Origin of the sequence: Pectobacterium araliae (genome assembly GCF_037076465.1) — a bacterium.
In the GTDB taxonomy this organism is placed as follows: Bacteria; Pseudomonadota; Gammaproteobacteria; order Enterobacterales; family Enterobacteriaceae; genus Pectobacterium; species Pectobacterium araliae.
Genome location: NZ_AP028908.1, coordinates 4,617,687 through 4,636,518, shown reverse-complemented (window position 1 = coordinate 4,636,518; position 18,832 = coordinate 4,617,687). Strand labels below are relative to the sequence as shown.

The window sequence follows — 18,832 nt, the reverse complement described above, 5'->3', positions numbered from 1 at the left end:
CGCGGTGTGAGGTATCCCTGCGGGAATCTCATCGCCGCGTTTCCCTCTAAAATTACACCAGTATTAAAACGTTATATTTCATCGATAAGGATTGGTCATGCCCCGTATTGAATGCGTCTTCTTCGACTGTGATGGCACGCTGGTTGATAGCGAAGTGCTGTGTTGCCAGGCTTATGTGAATATCTTCATCCCGTATGGGGTGAACTTATCGCTGGAGGAGGTGATAAAAACCTACAAGGGCGTGAAGCTGTACGAGATTATTGCCCGCATCAGCCAGCAGCATGGCTTAACCGTATCGGTAGAAGAGGTGGAGCGTCATTTTCGGCAAGAAGTGAAACGTCTGTTCGATGAATATCTGCAACCTATCGAGGGCGCACGTGAGTTAGTGCAGTCCATCACCGTCCCGATGGCCGTGGTTTCCAACGGCCCGGTCAGTAAGATGCACCATTCGCTCGGCCTGACGCACATGCTCGATTTGTTTGGCGACCATCTCTACAGCGGCTACGATCTGAAAAAGTGGAAACCCGATCCAGCGGTGTTGTATCACGCCGCCGAGCAATTACAGCTTCCCATCGAACACTGCATTCTGGTTGAAGATTCCGCCGCTGGCGTACAGGCAGGCATCGCGGCGGGTATTCCGGTGTTCTATTACTGCGCCGATCCCCATAACCAGCCGATCCATCACCCTCTGGTCACGATGTTCGACGATATGCGCGAACTGCCGCAAATCTGGCGCGAAAAAGGCTGGAACATCACTGCGTAGTAGCAGCCATTCAAAGCCAGCTCAGGCTGGCTTATTCCGCCACCACAGCAAACGGCGTTTCGGCTGCTTTTCCTGCTGGCTAAAACGGGCGTTAACCCCGTTCGCCAGCAGTTCCAGCGACAGACAAAACACAAAGTAGACCAGCGCGACAAACAGGAAAACCTCCATCGGGTAGACCATGCTACGGTTATTGACCTGCGTAGCAAGAAACGTCAGTTCGCCGACGCCAACAATGTAGGCCAGTGAGGTATCTTTAATCAGAGAAATCCATTGGTTAATGAAGGAAGGCACCATCATCCGCAGCGCCTGCGGCAGGACAATCTGCCACAACACCTGCCAACGGCTTAATCCCAGCGAGAGTCCAGCCTGCCACTGGCCGCGCCCAATCGCGACAATGCCAGCTTTTACGCCATGCGCCAGATACGCCGAGGCGATCAGCGCCAGCGCACAAACCACGGTAGTAATTTCAGGGATATCGACGCCAAAAACGATCGGCAGCAGGAAGTACGTCCAGAAAATCAGCATGATGACGGGAATTGCACGGAAGAACCCCAGCACCATCGCCAACAGTGCGCTCCACCATCCCCTAGACATCGCCAGCGCCACGCCCAAAATTGTACCCAATAGGGCAGAGGCGACGCCAGCCAGCAGGCTCATCACCAGCGTCAGCGCCGCGCCACCCAGCGGGCCATCCGGGAACGTCCCCCACATCAAATAGCCGATATTATCGGTGATAACGGTAAAATCCATCTTAGTGTCTCTCCGCCAGACTACGCTGCTGACGCCACATGCCCCAGCCTTCCATCACCGCAATAATCACGATGTACAACACCGTCGCCACGCCAAACGCCTGAAACGTACGCAGGGTTTCCGTCTCTACCTGACGCGACGCGTAGGACAATTCAGCGACACCAATCGCCATCGTCAACGACGAGTTCTTAACAATATTCATGTACTGCCCAAGCAGCGGCGGCAACGCAATTTTTAGCGCCTGTGGCAACACCACATAACGCATGGACTGGAAGCCAGTTAACCCCAAAGCCTGCGCGGCGTACTTCTGCCCGCGCGCTACGCCGCGAATACCGGCGCGGATCTCTTCTGCAATAAACGCGCTGGAGTAGAGCGTCAACCCAGCCAAGCCCGCCAGAAACTCAAAAGAAGGCCACGATAATGTCGTGCCCAATAACGAGATGGTATGAGAGGTATTCAACCACTGCATCATCTCCGAGGGGAACAACTGCCCGGCACCGAAATACCAGAAAAATAGCTGCACCAGCAGCGGCGTATTACGAAACAGCGAACTGTAAGCCACAACCACGCTGCTCAGCACCCGAATCTGACTGTCTCTGGCCGCCGCCAGCAGAAAACCCAACACCGTAGACAGAACGACCGTACCGAGAGAAAGACCCAGTGTGATCAGAAAACCGTGCCACAGCCAGATGAGGTATTGAGGAGCCAACAGCCACGATTCAAGCGATTGCAGCGCCGTATCCATGCGTTTTATCTCTCTTTGTCATTATTACGAGGTACAAATAGAAATGCCCCCTGCAATACAATGCAGAGGGCTGGGATCATAGCACTGAAAGCGTCAGCGATCAGGATTTAGGTTGCTGATCCAGCGGGGCAAAGGTGAAGTCACCGCGCGGTTGGGATGATTTTGTGCTCGGCCCGAACCAGCGATCGTAGATAGTCTTCGCTTCGCCCTGTTTTTCCAGGTTAATCAGCGTATCGTTAATTTTCACCGTCAGGCGCTCTTCCCCCTTCGGAATACCAACACCCTGATATTCTTTGGTAATGCTGAACGGAGAAATTTCGAATTCGGCTTTCTGTGCATCAGGCACGTTAGCCAGCAAACCGACCAGCTTGGCATCATCCTGCGTGATAGCCTGAACATTACCGTTACGCAGTGCGGCGAAGGCCAGCGGCGTATCGTCGTAGGAAATCACTTTGGCGGTCGGGTAATGCTCACGCAGGGTAATTTCCTGCACGGTGCCTTTATCCGCGCCGATGCGCAGCGTTTTGATGTCTTCCGGCGTTTTCAGCACGCCTTTACGGGCGATGAATTTTTGTCCGGTCGCGAAATAAGGAATACTAAAATTAACCTGCTTGGCGCGCTCATCGGTAATAGTGAAGTTCGCGGCAATCAGATCGACTTTCTGCGAGCTTAACAGCGGAATGCGGTTAGCGGGGTTGGTTGCACGTAGTTCAACCTTCACGCCCAGCGCCTTACCAATCGCCTCTGCGATATCCACATCATAACCCACCAGCTTTTTACTCTGCGGATCGACATAGCCAAACGGTGGATTGCTGTCGAAGACGGCGATTTTCACTACGCCAGCCTTCTGAATATCATCTAATTTATCTGCCTGTGCAGCACCAGAAACGGAAGCCAACCCGGCCAATAAAGTCACTGTCAAAATCTGCTTTTTCATTCCCTGCCCCTTAATTATTGATGTATTAACCGCAGGCTATCAGCAGGGCGAAAACGCGGGAAATAACATAAATAGCTATAATATAACCTTATGTTACTTTGGTATTCTGGCACATTATTCTGACGATTCAACGCACCTTGTCAGCGTATGCTGACAGAATCAACCAAGTCATCATCCCCCCAATCAGTCCCCAAAATGCCGCGCCGATTCCCCATAGCGTTAATCCAGAGGCGGTAATCAGGAAAGTGACCACCGCCGCATCACGCTGTTTTTCATCCAGCAACGCGCGGTACAGGCTGCCTGAAATGGTGCTCAGCAACGCCAAACCAGCGATAGCGTGAATCAGCGGCTGCGGCAGCGCGGTAAAAAGCTGCCCGATCGATCCACCGAAAACGCCCGCCAGCAGATAAAACCCACCAGCAGCGACAGCGGCAAGATAGCGTTTCTTCGGATCGGGGTGCACATCCGACCCCATACAGATCGCGGCGGTAATTGCGGCAATACAGACAGAAAAACCACCAAACGGCGTCAAGATCAACGCGATTAGTGCCGTAACGCTAATCAGCGGTGACACGGGAACCTGATAGCCCGCCGCTTTCAGCGTGGCAACACCCGGTGCATTCTGCGACGCCATGGTGACAATGAAAAATGGAATACCGACGCCCAGCAGCGACGACAACGAGAAATGCGGCGCAATGAATTCCGGCACGGCAAATACTAGCGGCGAATCAGAAACCGCGATTTGTCCGCGAAATAAGGCCAGCAGCAGGCCAGCGAGCAGCGTTAACACAATGGCAAAGCGGGGCAGCAGCCGACGGCTGAGCAAATAGGTCATGCACATCGCAAAAGCCAGCCAGAAATCCTGTTGCAGAGCAAGAAAGGCATCCGCACCAAAACGCAGCAGAATCCCTGCCAACATTGCAGCAGAAATGGCTTGTGGAATGACGTTCATCAAGCGGGCAAACAGACCCGTAATCCCGCAGATAAAAATAAGCGCAGAAGCAAATAGGAACACGCCGATCGCCTCATTGAGTGGCGTACCCGGCAGGCTGGTAACCAGCAACGCCGCCCCTGGCGTGGACCACGCCGCCAGTATCGGTGCACGGTAATACAGCGATAGGCTAATGGACGCCAGCCCTTGGGCAATGCCCAATATGCTTAACCAGCCGCCGATTTGTAACGTGCTAGCACCTGCCGCTTCCGCCGCCTGAAAAATGATGGCAGCCGAGCTGGTATACCCCACCAGCACCGCAACAAAACCGGCGGTAAAGGTCGAAAACGTGACATCTTTTAGCGCAAATGACGCAGGCATGGTATACCTTCATTCTTATCGTGCGTTATAACGCACAGAAAGCGTTAACATAGCAGTGTGCGTTATAACGCACAAGCAGGAGCCAGCATCAATGTCTGATGAGTTAACTTGCCGTATTGGCGCTACATTGAAAGCGTTAAGGCAGGAGAGAAACTGGAGCCTCACGCGGGCAACGGAAGAAACGGGTGTCAGTAAAGCGATGCTCGGCCAGATCGAGCGCGGTGAATCCAGCCCGACGGTTGCTATCCTGTGGAAAATTGCGACCGGTATGAATGTCGCGTTTTCCGCCTTTATTGAATCGACACTCACGGATGAAGACGTGACGTATCGGGCAGGTTCAACATTCAGGGAAAATGAGGCGGGAATGCGCGCTGCGCCACTCTTTCCCTACGACGAAAAACTGCGTTTCGATATGCTGGTTATTGAACTGGCTGCGGGTGCCAGTAGCACGTCATCGCCCCATGAAGACGGGGTGATCGAGCATATTATTGTGTTGGAAGGCCAGTTGGAGATGACCGTTGATGGACAGACTCACTTATTGTCCGCAGGTGACGCTCTGCGCTTTGCCGCCGACAGAGAACACCGCTACCACAACCCCGCCGACACCACAGTGCGCTTCCACGATCTGATTCACTATCCTGCTAAAAAATAACGCCCTGCAAGCAGGGCGTTATCAGTATTAAACGCGAAACAACGTTACTCTTCCGCTTTTCTGTCTTTCTCAGCCAACAGCTTTTCCAGCGCATCGCCGCCAAGGTGACGGAAATCCTGACCTTTGACGAAATAGAAGATAAATTCACAGATGTTCTGACAACGGTCACCGATACGCTCGATGGAACGGGCGCAGAACAACGCTGTCAGTACGCTGGGAATGGTACGAGGATCTTCCATCATGTGGGTCATCAGTTGACGCACAATCCCTTCGTACTCTTTATCCACTTTTTTGTCTTCGCGATAAATACGAATCGCTTCATCCAGATCCATACGGGCAAACGCATCCAGCACGTCATGCAACATCTGCACGGTGTGGCGCCCTAATGACTCCAGACTCACCAACAGCGGCTGATGCTGATGGGAGAACTTCTCTAGCGCGGTGCGACAGATCTTATCCGCCACGTCACCGATGCGCTCCAGCTCGGAGATGGTTTTGATGATCGCCATTACCAGACGCAGATCGCTGGCAGTCGGCTGACGCTTTGCAATAATACGCACGCAGGCTTCATCAATCGCCACTTCCATCATGTTAACTTTGGCGTCGCCTTCAATCACCTGCTGAGCCAGCTCCTCATCCTGATTATGCATTGCGGTAATCGCGTCACTCAGCTGTTGCTCCACCAGCCCGCCCATCGTCAGAACCTGCGTGCGGATATGTTCCAGTTCGGCGTTAAACTGACCGGAAATGTGTTTGTTCAGATTCAGATTATCCATGATGCTTTCCTAATCAACCGTAACGGCCGGTGATGTAATCTTCAGTCTGCTTCTGCCGTGGGGCAGTAAACAGGGTATCAGTATCGCTGAACTCAATCAGCTCACCCAAATACATAAACGCCGTATGATCTGAACAACGCGCTGCCTGCTGCATGTTATGCGTCACGATGACCACGGTGTAATCTTTTTTCAGCTCGGAGATCAGCTCTTCAATGCGGCCAGTAGAAATCGGGTCGAGTGCAGAACAAGGTTCATCCAGCAGTAAGACATCCGGGCGAATCGCAATACCGCGCGCAATACATAAACGCTGCTGTTGACCACCGGACAGGCTATAGCCGCTCTGATGCAGCTTATCTTTCGTTTCCTGCCACAGCGCCGCTTTGGTTAACGCCCACTGAACACGCTCATCCATATCAGCACGGGACAGCTTTTCAAACAGGCGAACACCAAACGCGATGTTATCGTAAATGGACATCGGGAACGGCGTCGGCTTCTGGAATACCATACCCACCTTGGCACGTAGCAGCGCGATGTCTTGCTTATCCGTCAGGATGTTATTGCCATCCAGCAGGATATCGCCCTCGGCGCGCTGCTCAGGGTAGAGCTGATACATTTTATTCAACGTGCGTAGCAGCGTGGATTTGCCACAACCGGACGGACCGATAAACGCGGTAACCTGATTCGCGGCAATATCCAGCGTAATGTTTTTCAACGCATGGAATTTTCCGTAATAGAAATTCAGATCGCGTACCTGGATTTTGTTGGATGTCTCAGTAGCCATACTCATCAAGACTTCTCTCTTTTTCCTGGCGCTGCCGGGCAACACCTTGAATTTATTTACTGTTTATCAACGAATTACGATTTCTTCGCTAATTAATGCTTCTTAGCAGAGAAAATAACACGCGCCAGAATATTCAATAGCAGAACGCACAGCGTAATCAGCAGAACCCCTGCCCAGGCCAACTGCTGCCACTCCACAAACGGACTCATGGCAAACTTGAAGATGGTGACTGGCAGGTTAGCAATCGGATGCATCATATCCGTGCTCCAGAACTGATTCGACAGCGATGTAAACAGCAGCGGAGCGGTTTCTCCGGCGATACGCGCAATAGCCAGCAACACCCCGGTGATGATGCCCGATACTGATGCCTTCAGCGTAATCGCCGAAATCATTTTCCATTTCGGCGTACCCAGCGCATAAGCCGCTTCACGCAGGCTATCCGGTACCAGTTTAAGCATGTTTTCGGTCGTTCGAATCACAATCGGCACCTGCAACAGCGCCAGCGCCAGCACGCCCGCCCAGCCGGAGAAGTGCTGCATCTTGGCCACCACCAGCGTGTAGACAAACAGACCCACCACAATCGACGGTGCTGAAAGCAGAATGTCGTTGATGAAACGAATCACTTCGGCGATCCAGGATTTACGACCGTATTCCGCCAGATAGATGCCCGCCATAATACCCAGCGGCGTACCCAGCAGCGTCGCCCACAGGATCAACAATCCGCTCCCGACGATGGCATTCGCCAACCCACCCCCCGCCGTATTAGGCGGCGGCGTCATTTCGGTAAACAACGCCAGAGACATGCCATCTACGCCTCGGGTCACGGTCGAAAACAGGATCCAGACCAGCCAGAACAGGCCGAACACCATCGTGGACATGGATAAGAACAGCGCAATGCGGTTTTTCTGGCGGCGCCAGGCCTGCATTTTACGCCGCGAACGCTCCAGAGCAGCGTCTTGCTCTATGCCTAATGTCGCCATTAGCGCGCCCCCTCATTTTTAGCCAGACGCATCACCATCAGCTTTGAACATGCCAGAACAATAAAGGTAATCACAAACAGGATCAGCCCCAGCTCCATCAGCGCCGCCGTGTGTACGCCGGATTCCGCTTCGGCGAATTCGTTCGCCAGCGCAGAGGTAATACTGTTGCCTGGCATATACAGCGACGCGCTGTCGAGTTGGTAGGTATTACCGATGATAAAGGTGACCGCCATGGTTTCCCCCAAGGCACGCCCCAATCCCAACATCACCCCGCCGATGACACCGTTCTTGGTGTAAGGCAGTACAATGCGCCAAATCACTTCCCACGTTGTACAGCCAATACCGTAGGCAGATTCTTTCATCATGACGGGCGTTTGCTCAAACACGTCACGCATGACCGCTGCAATGTAAGGGATAATCATGATGGCCAGAATAACGCCGGCCGCCAGAATACCAATCCCGAATGCTGGGCCAGAGAACAGTGAACCCACAATAGGGATGCCGGACAGGACGTTGCCTACTGGCTGCTGAAAATATTTGGCGAATAGCGGAGCAAAAATGAACAGCCCCCACATGCCATAAACAATACTCGGTATGGCCGCCAGCAATTCAATGGCTACGCCAAGCGGGCGTTTCAACCAGGCGGGTGCCAGTTCAGTCAGAAATAACGCAATCCCAAAGCTAATCGGAATCGCAATAATCAGTGCAATCAGTGAGGTTACGACCGTACCGTAAATCGGAACCAGTGCACCAAACTGCTCTGCGGGCGCATCCCACTCTTTCGTCCACAAGAAGGAAAAACCGAACTTCTCGATGCTGGGCCAGGACGCCACAATCAGGGAAACGATGATGCCGCCCAACAGCAGTAGCGTAACCAGCGCCGCCAGTTTTACCAGCGTGCTGAAGAGGATATCGCCATATTTCCCCGGGGCTTTGATAGTTGGCTTGTACTCCGCCATACGTCTCTCTTCTCGTTTTAACTGCATTTGATAAGCTATTGAAGGCAGAGAGGTTGCTATCACCTCTCCGCCCCGATACGACGTGTTATTCCACTACGTATTTCCCAGAACCTGAAAACCTCATCACGCTCTGGTTATCAACACGATGGTGTCGATACAATAATTAGTACAGCGCTTTACCGCTGCTGTCTTTTACCTGGGTTTTCCAGGCAGCACGGATTTGCTCAACCACTTCTTTTGGCAGTGTGGCGTAATCCAGCGCTTCAGCTTGCTCGCCACCTTTCTTGAACGCCCAGTCGAAGAATTTCAACACTTCAGCGCCCTGCTCAGGTTTCTCCTGTTTGGTCTGAACCAGGATGAACGTGGTTGAGGTGATCGGCCATGCATCCGCGCCTTTCTGGTTCGTCAGATCCTGAGCGAAAGACTTGCTCCAGTCGATCTCTTTAGCCGCGTTGCTGAAGCTGGCGCCAGTCGGGCTAACCGCTTTGCCATCGGCAGAAATCAGTTTGGTGTAAGCCAGGTTGTTCTGCTTGGCATACGCGTATTCTACGTAACCGATAGAACCAGGCAGACGTTGTACGAACGCCGCGATACCATCGTTACCTTTACCGCCCAGACCGGTTGGCCAGTTCACAGTAGAACCTGCACCAATCTTCTCTTTCCACTCTGGGTTCACTTTTGCCAGGTAGCTGGTGAACACGAAAGACGTACCAGAACCGTCAGCACGACGAACCACAGCGATATCCTGATCTGGCAGCTTGGCGTTCGGGTTCAGTTTGGTGATGGCCGGGTCGTTCCATTTTTTGATGTTACCCAGGTAGATATCACCCAGTGTTTTACCGTCCAGCGTCAATTCGCCAGATTTGATACCAGGAACGTTTACTGCCAGTACCACGCCACCAATAACGGTTGGGAACTGGAATAAACCATCCTGTGCTAATTTGTCGTCGGCCAGAGGCGCGTCAGAAGCACCGAAATCTACCGTTTTAGCGATAATCTGTTTTACACCGCCAGAAGAACCGATTCCTTGATAGTTAACTTTATTGCCGGTTTCTTTTTGATAAGAGTCAGCCCATTTGGCATAAACAGGCGCAGGGAATGTCGCACCGGCACCGGTGAGGTTAGCGGCTGCAAAAGCGGAGACCGCTGTCAGAGAAAAGGTTGCCGCAACAACACTGGCAAGAGTGGTACGCATCAGTTTCATAATCCCTCCTGTGGGATACTCGACGTCTCGACGTAGAGTCGTTATCAATCAGAGTTATCAAATCAGAGTGTAGTTCGCAGGAGGAAAAATAGGACAATTTGGTGACAGTAAAATGTACACAACATGACAGTTTTATGACAACCACAGTAAGCGGGGAAATTCAGGCCTTTTTAAGCTCTGTGGGGAGTTACAGCGGATGATTCCCCCCTGCATCACCTGATTTCCGAGATGAACGCAGTAGGGCAAAATCCATGCAAAACCGGGGAACCCGAAGGGCTGACTTGTGAGTATTGACCCGCCGAAACCTGTACACCCCTCGATGTACAGGCACTATTTTATACAACTAAATCGCTCAAAAATCGCTTTGCACGAGGGTGCTCAGGCGCTGTGAAGAATCGCGCTGGCGTTGATTTCTCCAAAATTCGTCCCTGATCCATAAACCAAATGGTATCGGCAACGTCACGGGCAAAATTCATTTCATGCGTCACACACATCATAGTCATTCCTTCTTGTGCCAGACCGCGCATCACATTCAGCACTTCGCCGACCATTTCAGGATCGAGCGCCGATGTCGGTTCGTCAAATAACATGACAGGTGGCTTCATCGCCAGTGCGCGCGCAATTGCCACGCGCTGCTGTTGCCCACCGGAAAGTTGTGCGGGATACGCTTGTGCTTTGTGTGACAACCCCACCCGCTCAAGCAATTCTCCTGCGTTCTTACGGGCTTCTGAACGTTTCATGCCCAGCACCTTGATCGGCGACATCATGATGTTATCCATAACCGATACGTGCGGGAACAGGTTGAAGTTCTGAAAGACAAAGCCAATGCGTGTACGCAGTTGATTCAGTCGCGTACTGGTGCCATGAATATCCATACCATCAAATAAGATCTGCCCTTGCTCAATAGGCTCTAAACGATTGACGGTACGAATTAGCGTGGATTTTCCAGAACCGGATGGACCGCAAACCACCACCACTTCACCAGGTTTAACTTCAGCACTCAGATCGGTCAGCGCCTGATACTCACCGTACCATTTATTGACCTGATTAAATAAAATCATCGGGATCATGGTGCCTCCTTCTTCAGATTAGGGTTGGCGAAAAATAATTGATGAGGGTTATCATCACCCGACGGGGATTGTTCATTCAGTCGTTTGTTGGCAATCCAGCTTTCAAGTCGGTTCGCTAAAAAAGTCAAACTAAAACAGATGATGTAGTAACTCAGTGCGACAATGGCGAAAACCTGAAACGGTTTGGTAAGCAGTTGGTTACTCACTTGATTAGCCGCGTAGGTCAGCTCAGGAACGTTAATCACATAGCCCAATGTGCTGTCTTTGATAATCGACACCAGCTGGCTGATCAGGCTTGGCAGCGAGTTAAATAACGCCTGGGGTAAGATCACCAGCCGTAAGGCTTTCAGGTGGCTCATCCCCAATGCACGCGAGGCTTCATATTGCCCTGACGGCAGCGCCTGAATCCCTCCGCGCACAATCTCGGCAATGTAGGCACTCTCGTAAATCACGAGTGTGCATAGCATGGTCGAAAAACCGCTGATGTTATGGCCGATAAGCAGCGGCACACAGAAATAGGTCCAGAACACAACCATCATCAGTGGAATGCCACGCAACGTATATACCCAGCACGTGGCGGGCCAGCTTAACCAGCGCCACGGTGATAGCCGCGCTAACCCAACCAAAACACCAAGTGGGAACGACAGCAACACCGCGAGCAATGAAATCAACAGAGTACAAAGTACACCGCCGAGAGGCCCGCTCGGGTATTGCCCCATCAAAAGCAACATTCCATGGTCACGCAGGATCGTGAAAATATCAAACATCGTCGTTACCTCGCATACACCCGTTGATAGTGACGCGATAGCAGCGCCCCCGCCCCCATCAGTAGCAGGGAAAATATCAGATACCCTAGCGTACCGATCAAATAAGCTTCAAAGGTACGGAACGTCTGGTTCTCCAGATCGCGGGTGACATACGTCAGCTCTGCTACACCAATCACCATTGCCAGACTGGTGTTTTTAAATAACAGTACGGTGTGGTTGATCAGCGACGGCAGCGCGTTACGGATGCCCTGTGGCAGGATCACTGAACGCATGGAGCGCATAAAACTCATCCCCAATGCACGGGATGCCTCGTTTTGTCCGTCTGGAATCGCGCGCAGACCACTGCGGATATCCTCCGAAAAATAGGCGGCCTGACACAAACCCAGTGCAAACATCGAAAACAGGAATTCAGCATTGAAGCTGTTGATCCACATTTGCAGCGATTCCGGCAACAGTGTGGGAATGGCGAAGTACCACATCATCAACTGAATGAGTGTCGGTACATTGCGATGATAAGAGACGTAGGCGGCGACTATCCATATCGCTACGCGGCGCTCTGTCAGCCTTATCACCAACAGAATCAGCGCAATGAACATGGCCAGCAACCAGGCTCCCACAGCCAGTTTCAGCGTAATCATCGCACCTTCAACAATCACGTCGGCATAGCGGCCTGTCATAAAGGTTGTGAAATCGAGCGCCATATACTGTACCCCTTGAAAATCAGGCGATACCGTCGCCAGGCCGCATGGTTGAAAGCCCGCCAGGTACTTGCAGCGTCGGAGTAATCTCGATGTTACCGATGTTCACCGCTATCGGGGCACTGAGGGCAAACGCAACACAGTCCGCAATATCTTGCGCCTGCGGCAGTTCAAATCCTTCGATAAAGCGTTTGCGCGCCTCTTCATAATCGCCAGACACATTGCCGAAAATATCCGTTGCAACACGGCCAGGACAAATTTCGGTAACGCGTACCCGTTTACCGTAACAATCGACGCGCAGTTGGCGTGACAGAGCGTGCACCCCGGCTTTGGTGGCGTGATAAATGGAATTACCGTTGAAGTTATAAATCGCTGCAATCGAGGTGATGTTAATGATGTGACCACAGTCCCGAGCCATCATTCCAGGCACCAGAAGTCGACACAAGTGCAGCACGGCACGTAAGTTAACATCCACCTGAGTGTCAATCACGTTTTCACCCGCGTTGAGGATAGATCCTGGGTGCGATACCCCCGCATTATTGACCAGAATATCCACCTTAAGATCGCGACACAGTTCGGTCAGCGCATGCAAATCGGCGACATCCACCGCATGCGGGATGCACCCAGTGCGCTCAGCCAGTGCCGCCAATTGTTCACGGCGGCGGGCAACCGCATGTACCGTGATGCCTTCCCGGCATAACCGTTCGACAATTGCCTCACCCATCCCTGCGGATGCTCCAGTTACCAGGGCAACGTTATAATCCGAAAATGGCATTGAACCTCTCCTATCATCATGCTGTTTTATTCTCTGTTTCGACTGTAAGACGTTATTTCAAGTTGGTATAAGACATAAATAATGTGAGGCAATAAGGGGGACTTATAATCCTGACGAGGTTCGGATACGGAAAATTTCGCTCCCATATTCAACCGGCTGTTCATCTGCGGACTCGACAGCAACGACCGTGCCGCTGACCGTACTTCTGAGCGGTAGATACACCACACCGACTTTAATAAAACCCAGAATATCATTAACTTGTACATCTTTTTCGGGCGTCACGTAGTACGAGTCCAGCAAGGGATGACGCAGTAAAAGCTGACCGGGCAGCGGCGCACACACCGTAAAAATAACGTGTGGTGGCTCTGACGGTTCGGCAGGAGGAAGCACCACGGGTACGGTCGGGACACGGGTCATGCGCACCGACCAGCCTTTCCCATTAATTTCGATGCGATTAACGGCTGTTTTTCGCAGTGTTTTGGCAAGCAGGCGAAGTTCGGCGAGTGTCATTGTCTTTGGTTTCATCTCTGGCCAATCTCTGGCATAAGTCATCATGCATCTGCACATAGGCAAGATGTCCTGACAACACTCTAGCCTGACTCCTGTACAGGCCAGTAAGAGGGTTTCACTTTACGGGGATAAGCGCAGCTTATTAACTCACCAAGGCCAGTGGTCGGTTGTCTGGTGTTCTATCCGCCATTAGCGACAGAAGAATATTTTTCACGGCTTCCGCAGGTTCTGAGAGCGACAGATGATCGGACATACAGAATGAGAGTGAAGCATAGATATCTGGCTCGACGATTTTCGCCATCCACGCGTTGGAGGCGTTCAACATGCTGCGCGCCGCCGAATCCGGCATGATCGTACAGCCTATACCCGCTGCCAGAGCGGCATTGAGTGTGGTTTGTGATTCAATTTCACATTTAACTTGATAGGTCAGCCCTTCTTTTATGAATGCCTCATCCACGATTTTGCGCATGATGTTGTAAATGCGTGGTAAGAACAGATCGTGTTGTGCGACATCCGCCAGCGTAATCTCTTTTTTCGGCTTTACCAGGCTATGCGGACAAACAAAACACAGAGGTTCTTTCATCAAAGGAATAAAACGCAGCCCGTGGATATTTCGGTTGTCATAAATCACCGCCATATCCATGCGACCATTCATGATCAACTCACTCAGCGTGGTGCCGAAATTTTCATTGAAATAGAGCACGATGCCGGGATATTGGCGCTGTACTTCAGCCATTAAAGGAAGCGCAAGCTGCTGAGCCGCCGTTCCTGGCGCGAGACCTACCGATACATTGCCGCTCAATTCCCCACCGGCCCGGTCAATAGCACTCTGTGCCTGCGCGCACTGGCGTAAAATCGCCTGTGCGTGACTATAAAGGATCTTACCTGCATTGGTCGGCGTAACACCCCGCTTGGTGCGGATCAACAGTTGCTGATTCACTTCACCTTCCAGCGTAGCGAGTTGCTGGCTCAACGCAGGCTGGGCGATATGCAGAATATCCGCAGCCTGCGTCAGGCTACCCACATCGACGATTTTAATAAAATATTTCAAGCGGCGCAGATTCATTGATGGTATCCCCCCTTAATGTCACCCCGACCATAACTAGCAATGCATGTGCCAGTTATGACGCGCTTCAACGACGACAGCGCCAGCAAAGGCGAAGGCTGAAAATGCACGACATCCAGCTTCTGGTGGAACGCACCGTTACAGAGCAGATCCACGAACCGTTGCATCACGAGAGGAGAAACCATCCAGTTAACTATCGCATTCGGTTATGTCCCCACAACAAAGCAGTATTAACCGCTCACACCGTCGGTTCCCTATCCTCGATACACGTCACCTTGCTTATTGATGACACTCACCTACTGCGCCCTTGCGTAGTCTCCCGCAGACTCATGACCTGGAACACCTGTGATATGCCAGATATTGCCGATCGACTTAATAACATCGCTATTTCCGCATCCGTCGCGATGACGCAAAAAGCACGTGACCTTGCCGCTCAGGGCATTGATGTGGTTGGGCTTTCAACCGGTGAGCCGGACTTCCCTACTCCGGTGCACGCGATTGAAGCGGCTTATGCTGCCGCCCTCGCGGGCGATACGCGCTATCCACCGACCGACGGCACGCCCGCGCTACGGGCGGCTATTCAGCGCAAATTCAAGCGCGATAACCATCTCAACTACGACATCAGCCAAATCATTACCTCCGGCGGTGCCCGGCAGATTATTTTCAATGCCATGATGGCAACAATTAATCCGGGTGACGAAGTCATCATTCCCACGCCTTCCTGGATAAGCTACGCCGACATCGTAAAATTTGCTGGCGGTACACCTGTGCCCGTCACTTGCCGTGAAGAGCATAATTTTAAACCCTTGCCGCAAGATATTGCTCATGCGATCACGCCGAACACCAAATGGCTATTGCTGAATTATCCGAGCAACCCCACCGGAGCCGTGGCAAGCCGGGATGAGTTACAGGCTATCGCCGATGTCATGTTGGATAATCCGCATGTCTGGATCATGACCGATGATATATACGAGCACCTGATTTATGACGACTGCAAATTTTTGACTATGGCGCAGGTCGAACCACGTCTGTTTGATCGCGTACTCACGGTCAACGGTGTGTCAAAAGCATACTCAATGACGGGCTGGCGACTGGGTTTTTGTGGGGGTCCCGTTGCGTTAATCAAAGCAATGAGCAATGTGAACACGCAAAATGCGGGCGGCATATCGACGCTGGCGCAGGCAGCAGCGATTGCGGTATTAGATGGCCCACAGGATCTGCTTAAAGAGCGCGCCATGATTTATCGCCAGCGTCGGGATTTCGTACTGGAAAAACTGGCAGCCATTGACGGCCTGCACTGCCACAAACCGCAGGGGGCTTTTTATCTGTTTGTGAATATCGCCAATTTCATTGGCAAGACCAGTGCAGGCGGACGGCGCATTGAAAGCGATGCTGACTTTGTCATGGCGCTGATTGAAGAGCAATACGTAGTAACGGTACAAGGAGCCGCCTATGGTATTAGCCCGTATATTCGTCTTTCTTACGCTACGAGCATGGAACGCCTTGAGACCGGATGCGCACGCCTGAGAGCATTCTGCAACGGTTGCCATTAATCGAGCCCTCTTCACTCCTAGGGGTGAAGAGGGGAACCCCAGGTGCATCGCGGATTAGCAGGGAGAGTTTATGATAGTGCGACAACATCCGCTGCGGGCGCGACAGTGCCGCTACAGGCTTCGATTTCACTACGCACAATGGCAGCCAGTTCAACCGAACCTGGTGTGTCGCTGTGGACCAAAATAGACCTGGCGCGAACAGAAATCCACTCCCCTTCAATCGTCTTGACCGTGCCTTGTTCCAAAAACTGGCGTACACGCTCGCGTACCTGTTTTTCTTCGCTAATCAACGCCCCGGCGGTGCCACGCGGCACCAAATGCCCCTGTGCATCATAGGCACGATCCGCTAAAAATAGCGTGAGGCTTCTCAAGCCTGCCTCACGAGCGGCGCGCTCAATAATGGTATCCGGCTGAGAGAAAATAATCAGTTCAGGATCAAGACGATGTATGGCCTGCATTACCTGAAGCGCTAATATGTCATCACGGTTGATCATATTGCCCAACGCCGCATGAAAACTGACGTGGGAAACGCGCATATCTTCATTTTTGGCCAACGCACATAGCGCACCAATTTGGTACACCACCTGCTGGCACAGTTCGTCGGCGCTAAAGGCCATCTCTTTGCGCCCAAATCCCAATTTATCAGGCAGCCCAGGATGCGCGCCAATACCCACACCGTGTACTTTTGCCAGCCGCACCATTCGCGTCATGATCGCCGGATCGCCCGCATGAAAGCCACAGGCAATATTGGCGGACGAAACAATCCGCATCATGGCGTCATCATCGCAGACACGCCAGACACCAAAACCTTCGCCCATGTCGGAATTCACATCAATTTTCATTATGTCCTCTGCTCAGTCATGGATGCCAGCGGCAACGCTAACGCTTTCAGGCGTGCCAGCCAGCGCTCAGTGGCACGTCGTACCACAACGGACTCTTTTGCGTCGCTTTGAATGAACTGAATCGACTTCCCTGCCTGTAGCTGACCAAGACGCCAGAGATCTTCTTCAATCACACAGGCCATTTTGGGGTAGCCGCCTGCCGTATTGGCATCGCTCAACTGAATGATTGGCTCCCCCGCTGGAGGGACTTGAACAATACCGGGGATCAGCCCGTAAGAACGCATCTCAATAACGTGGGAAGGTTGGATAGGTTCACCCGACAACCGATAACCCGTTCGGTTACTCTGTAGCGACACTTGCCATGGTTGCTGCCAGAAACGCTCTGAATCATGTGCAAACAGGTGATACTCACCTGAAGGGATAGCGCGGATTGACAGGGTGTCATTGTCGAGGATGGGGAAAACATCACGCAGGGCAACATCCGGCGGTTCAATTCCCACACCGCAAGCGGGCAGCGGCGGAGCGGTGGATACCCCAACGGGCAATACATCCCCTTTCTCTATCGGTCGGCCGTATAACCCACCAAACCCGCCGCGCAGCGCCGTACTACGTGATCCCATCACTAACGGCACATCAATGCCCCCCGCGACACATAAATACCCCCTGGCACCGGAGCGTGGAAAACGCATCTCCAACACCTGATCTTTTTCCACGCGGCACCCCCACCATGGCGGTAGCTCCACACCATCAAGCAAGGCACGGCAATCAGCCCCCGTGAGTGCAATCGACATCGCCTGACGAAAGCGTACGCGCAAGGGGAATACCTGCACTTCAATAGCGGCAGCGTTATCGTCGTTGCCGAGAAGCGTATTCCCCGCCCGTAATGCCAGCGTATCCATTACACCGCTTACCGATACGCCAAGATGCCGAAAATGCTTACGCCCCAAATCCTGTACGGTATTCAGTGCTCCCGTTCGCTCAATTTCAATCACAGCTCAATCCTCTGCGGTATAAAGCGGATGGTATCGCCTGGCGCCATTAGCGCGGGGTTATCCGCCAGCGGATCAAACATCACCAGATCGGCAAAACCAATGGCATTCCAGCCGTTCGGCCCCGTCAGCACCGACACTCCCGTTTGTGGCCCGCCGATGGTGACCGTGCCTTTAAGCATGTTAAACGACGGCACTTTTTTACGCGGCGTAGCAAGTAACGGATCAAGACCGTGCAAATACCCAAAACCGGGCGCACTGCCGAGAGCAACGACCGTATAGCTGCCCTGATAGTGACGGCGAATAACCTCTTTCGCGGAGAAGCCAGTATGGCGACAGACAGCATCCAGATCGCTTGCCAGTTCGCCGCCGTACGTCACTGGAATGTCAATACGCTTGCCTTTGGGGTGAACCTCGCTGGCCTGCTGCCAATAACACAGCAGCCGTCGTGGGAAATCGTCAGGATCGTCTGGTGTAGCACGCAACAAAATCAGCAAATTAGTCACACCAGGAATTAACGATTCCACCTCATCACGCCCTGCAAGCTTCTGTGCCAGCGACCAGATACGGCGCTGAGCAGCCAAGCTGAATTCACCGGGCGCTTCCACTAGCCAGGCACGGCTACCCATCGTGGATAGCCTCACCGTATCGACATTCTCGGTTTTATTCAGCATAGTGCGGTCACGTGCTAACAGCTCCATAA

At 52.5% G+C, this 18,832-nt stretch carries 21 protein-coding genes; 3 read left to right on the top strand and 18 right to left on the bottom strand.

Going from position 1 to position 18,832, the window contains the following annotated elements:
* Positions 1–97 precede the first annotated feature (97 nt).
* Positions 98–763, top strand: a complete 666-nt coding sequence (gene yieH / locus AACH44_RS21015; RefSeq protein ID WP_261847369.1) for a 6-phosphogluconate phosphatase — start codon at positions 98–100, stop codon at positions 761–763.
* Positions 764–784: 21 nt separating this feature from the next.
* Here yieH and AACH44_RS21010 read toward each other — a convergent pair whose 3' ends face one another.
* From AACH44_RS21010 to AACH44_RS20995, 4 genes are all read right to left on the bottom strand, one after another.
* Positions 785–1,513: an amino acid ABC transporter permease gene (locus tag AACH44_RS21010; RefSeq protein ID WP_261847368.1), complete on the bottom strand. Its 729-nt coding sequence runs from the start codon at positions 1,511–1,513 to the stop codon at positions 785–787.
* A 1-nt stretch (position 1,514) separates the two neighbouring features.
* Positions 1,515–2,258: an amino acid ABC transporter permease gene (locus tag AACH44_RS21005; protein WP_261847367.1), complete on the bottom strand. Its 744-nt coding sequence runs from the start codon at positions 2,256–2,258 to the stop codon at positions 1,515–1,517.
* 100 nt (positions 2,259–2,358) lie between these two features.
* The gene (locus AACH44_RS21000; RefSeq protein WP_261847366.1) at positions 2,359–3,195 is read right to left on the bottom strand and encodes an ABC transporter substrate-binding protein; all 837 of its coding nucleotides are present in this window, start codon (positions 3,193–3,195) and stop codon (positions 2,359–2,361) included.
* A 127-nt stretch (positions 3,196–3,322) separates the two neighbouring features.
* Complete coding sequence (locus tag AACH44_RS20995; protein WP_261847365.1) at positions 3,323–4,507, bottom strand: benzoate/H(+) symporter BenE family transporter; 1,185 nt, start codon at positions 4,505–4,507, stop codon at positions 3,323–3,325.
* A gap of 91 nt (positions 4,508–4,598) precedes the next feature.
* On the opposite strand from AACH44_RS20995, the gene AACH44_RS20990 reads away from it, so the two are divergent.
* Complete coding sequence (locus AACH44_RS20990) at positions 4,599–5,159, top strand: helix-turn-helix domain-containing protein (RefSeq protein ID WP_261847364.1); 561 nt, start codon at positions 4,599–4,601, stop codon at positions 5,157–5,159.
* 44 nt (positions 5,160–5,203) lie between these two features.
* Here AACH44_RS20990 and phoU read toward each other — a convergent pair whose 3' ends face one another.
* The 11 genes from phoU to nac form a co-directional block, all read right to left on the bottom strand.
* Positions 5,204–5,935 carry a phosphate signaling complex protein PhoU gene (phoU, locus tag AACH44_RS20985; protein WP_261847363.1) on the bottom strand — a complete coding sequence of 244 codons (732 nt, stop codon included), beginning with the start codon at positions 5,933–5,935 and terminating at the stop codon, positions 5,204–5,206.
* Positions 5,936–5,948: 13 nt separating this feature from the next.
* The gene (gene pstB / locus AACH44_RS20980) at positions 5,949–6,722 is read right to left on the bottom strand and encodes a phosphate ABC transporter ATP-binding protein PstB (protein WP_010681437.1); all 774 of its coding nucleotides are present in this window, start codon (positions 6,720–6,722) and stop codon (positions 5,949–5,951) included.
* Between the two features lie 86 nt (positions 6,723–6,808).
* Positions 6,809–7,696, bottom strand: coding sequence for a phosphate ABC transporter permease PstA (gene pstA, locus AACH44_RS20975; protein ID WP_261847362.1), 888 nt, complete (start codon positions 7,694–7,696; stop codon positions 6,809–6,811).
* Positions 7,696–8,655, bottom strand: coding sequence for a phosphate ABC transporter permease PstC (pstC, locus tag AACH44_RS20970; RefSeq protein ID WP_261847361.1), 960 nt, complete (start codon positions 8,653–8,655; stop codon positions 7,696–7,698). Before pstC ends, pstA begins: the two co-directional genes overlap by 1 nt.
* 163 nt (positions 8,656–8,818) lie before the next feature.
* Entirely contained in the window at positions 8,819–9,859 is a 1,041-nt protein-coding gene (pstS, locus tag AACH44_RS20965) for a phosphate ABC transporter substrate-binding protein PstS (RefSeq protein ID WP_261847360.1), read from the bottom strand.
* A gap of 335 nt (positions 9,860–10,194) precedes the next feature.
* Positions 10,195–10,929 carry an amino acid ABC transporter ATP-binding protein gene (locus AACH44_RS20960; RefSeq protein WP_338659445.1) on the bottom strand — a complete coding sequence of 245 codons (735 nt, stop codon included), beginning with the start codon at positions 10,927–10,929 and terminating at the stop codon, positions 10,195–10,197.
* On the bottom strand, positions 10,926–11,696 hold the full coding sequence (locus AACH44_RS20955; protein WP_261847359.1) for an amino acid ABC transporter permease: 771 nt from the start codon (positions 11,694–11,696) through the stop codon (positions 10,926–10,928). Before AACH44_RS20955 ends, AACH44_RS20960 begins: the two co-directional genes overlap by 4 nt.
* Before the next feature lie 5 nt (positions 11,697–11,701).
* Entirely contained in the window at positions 11,702–12,397 is a 696-nt protein-coding gene (locus tag AACH44_RS20950; RefSeq protein ID WP_261847358.1) for an amino acid ABC transporter permease, read from the bottom strand.
* A gap of 19 nt (positions 12,398–12,416) precedes the next feature.
* Positions 12,417–13,169, bottom strand: coding sequence for an SDR family oxidoreductase (locus AACH44_RS20945; RefSeq protein ID WP_261847357.1), 753 nt, complete (start codon positions 13,167–13,169; stop codon positions 12,417–12,419).
* A gap of 102 nt (positions 13,170–13,271) precedes the next feature.
* Positions 13,272–13,694, bottom strand: a complete 423-nt coding sequence (locus AACH44_RS20940) for an acetyl-CoA carboxylase biotin carboxyl carrier protein (protein WP_261847356.1) — start codon at positions 13,692–13,694, stop codon at positions 13,272–13,274.
* A gap of 127 nt (positions 13,695–13,821) precedes the next feature.
* A complete protein-coding gene (nac, locus tag AACH44_RS20935; RefSeq protein WP_261847355.1) occupies positions 13,822–14,745 on the bottom strand; it encodes a nitrogen assimilation transcriptional regulator NAC in 924 nt (307 codons plus the stop codon).
* A gap of 350 nt (positions 14,746–15,095) precedes the next feature.
* Between nac and AACH44_RS20930 the strand changes: the two genes are divergently transcribed.
* Positions 15,096–16,298, top strand: coding sequence for a pyridoxal phosphate-dependent aminotransferase (locus AACH44_RS20930; protein ID WP_261847483.1), 1,203 nt, complete (start codon positions 15,096–15,098; stop codon positions 16,296–16,298).
* A gap of 68 nt (positions 16,299–16,366) precedes the next feature.
* Here the strand turns inward: AACH44_RS20930 and AACH44_RS20925 are convergent, their stop codons facing one another.
* The 3 genes from AACH44_RS20925 to pxpB are packed head-to-tail and all read right to left on the bottom strand — an operon-like array spanning position 16,367 to position 18,830.
* Complete coding sequence (locus AACH44_RS20925; protein ID WP_261847354.1) at positions 16,367–17,140, bottom strand: 5-oxoprolinase subunit PxpA; 774 nt, start codon at positions 17,138–17,140, stop codon at positions 16,367–16,369.
* On the bottom strand, positions 17,140–18,132 hold the full coding sequence (locus AACH44_RS20920) for a biotin-dependent carboxyltransferase family protein (protein ID WP_261847353.1): 993 nt from the start codon (positions 18,130–18,132) through the stop codon (positions 17,140–17,142). The genes AACH44_RS20925 and AACH44_RS20920 overlap by 1 nt, the downstream gene beginning before the upstream one ends.
* Positions 18,129–18,830: a 5-oxoprolinase subunit PxpB gene (gene pxpB, locus AACH44_RS20915; protein WP_261847352.1), complete on the bottom strand. Its 702-nt coding sequence runs from the start codon at positions 18,828–18,830 to the stop codon at positions 18,129–18,131. The genes AACH44_RS20920 and pxpB overlap by 4 nt, the downstream gene beginning before the upstream one ends.
* Positions 18,831–18,832: the final 2 nt, after the last annotated feature.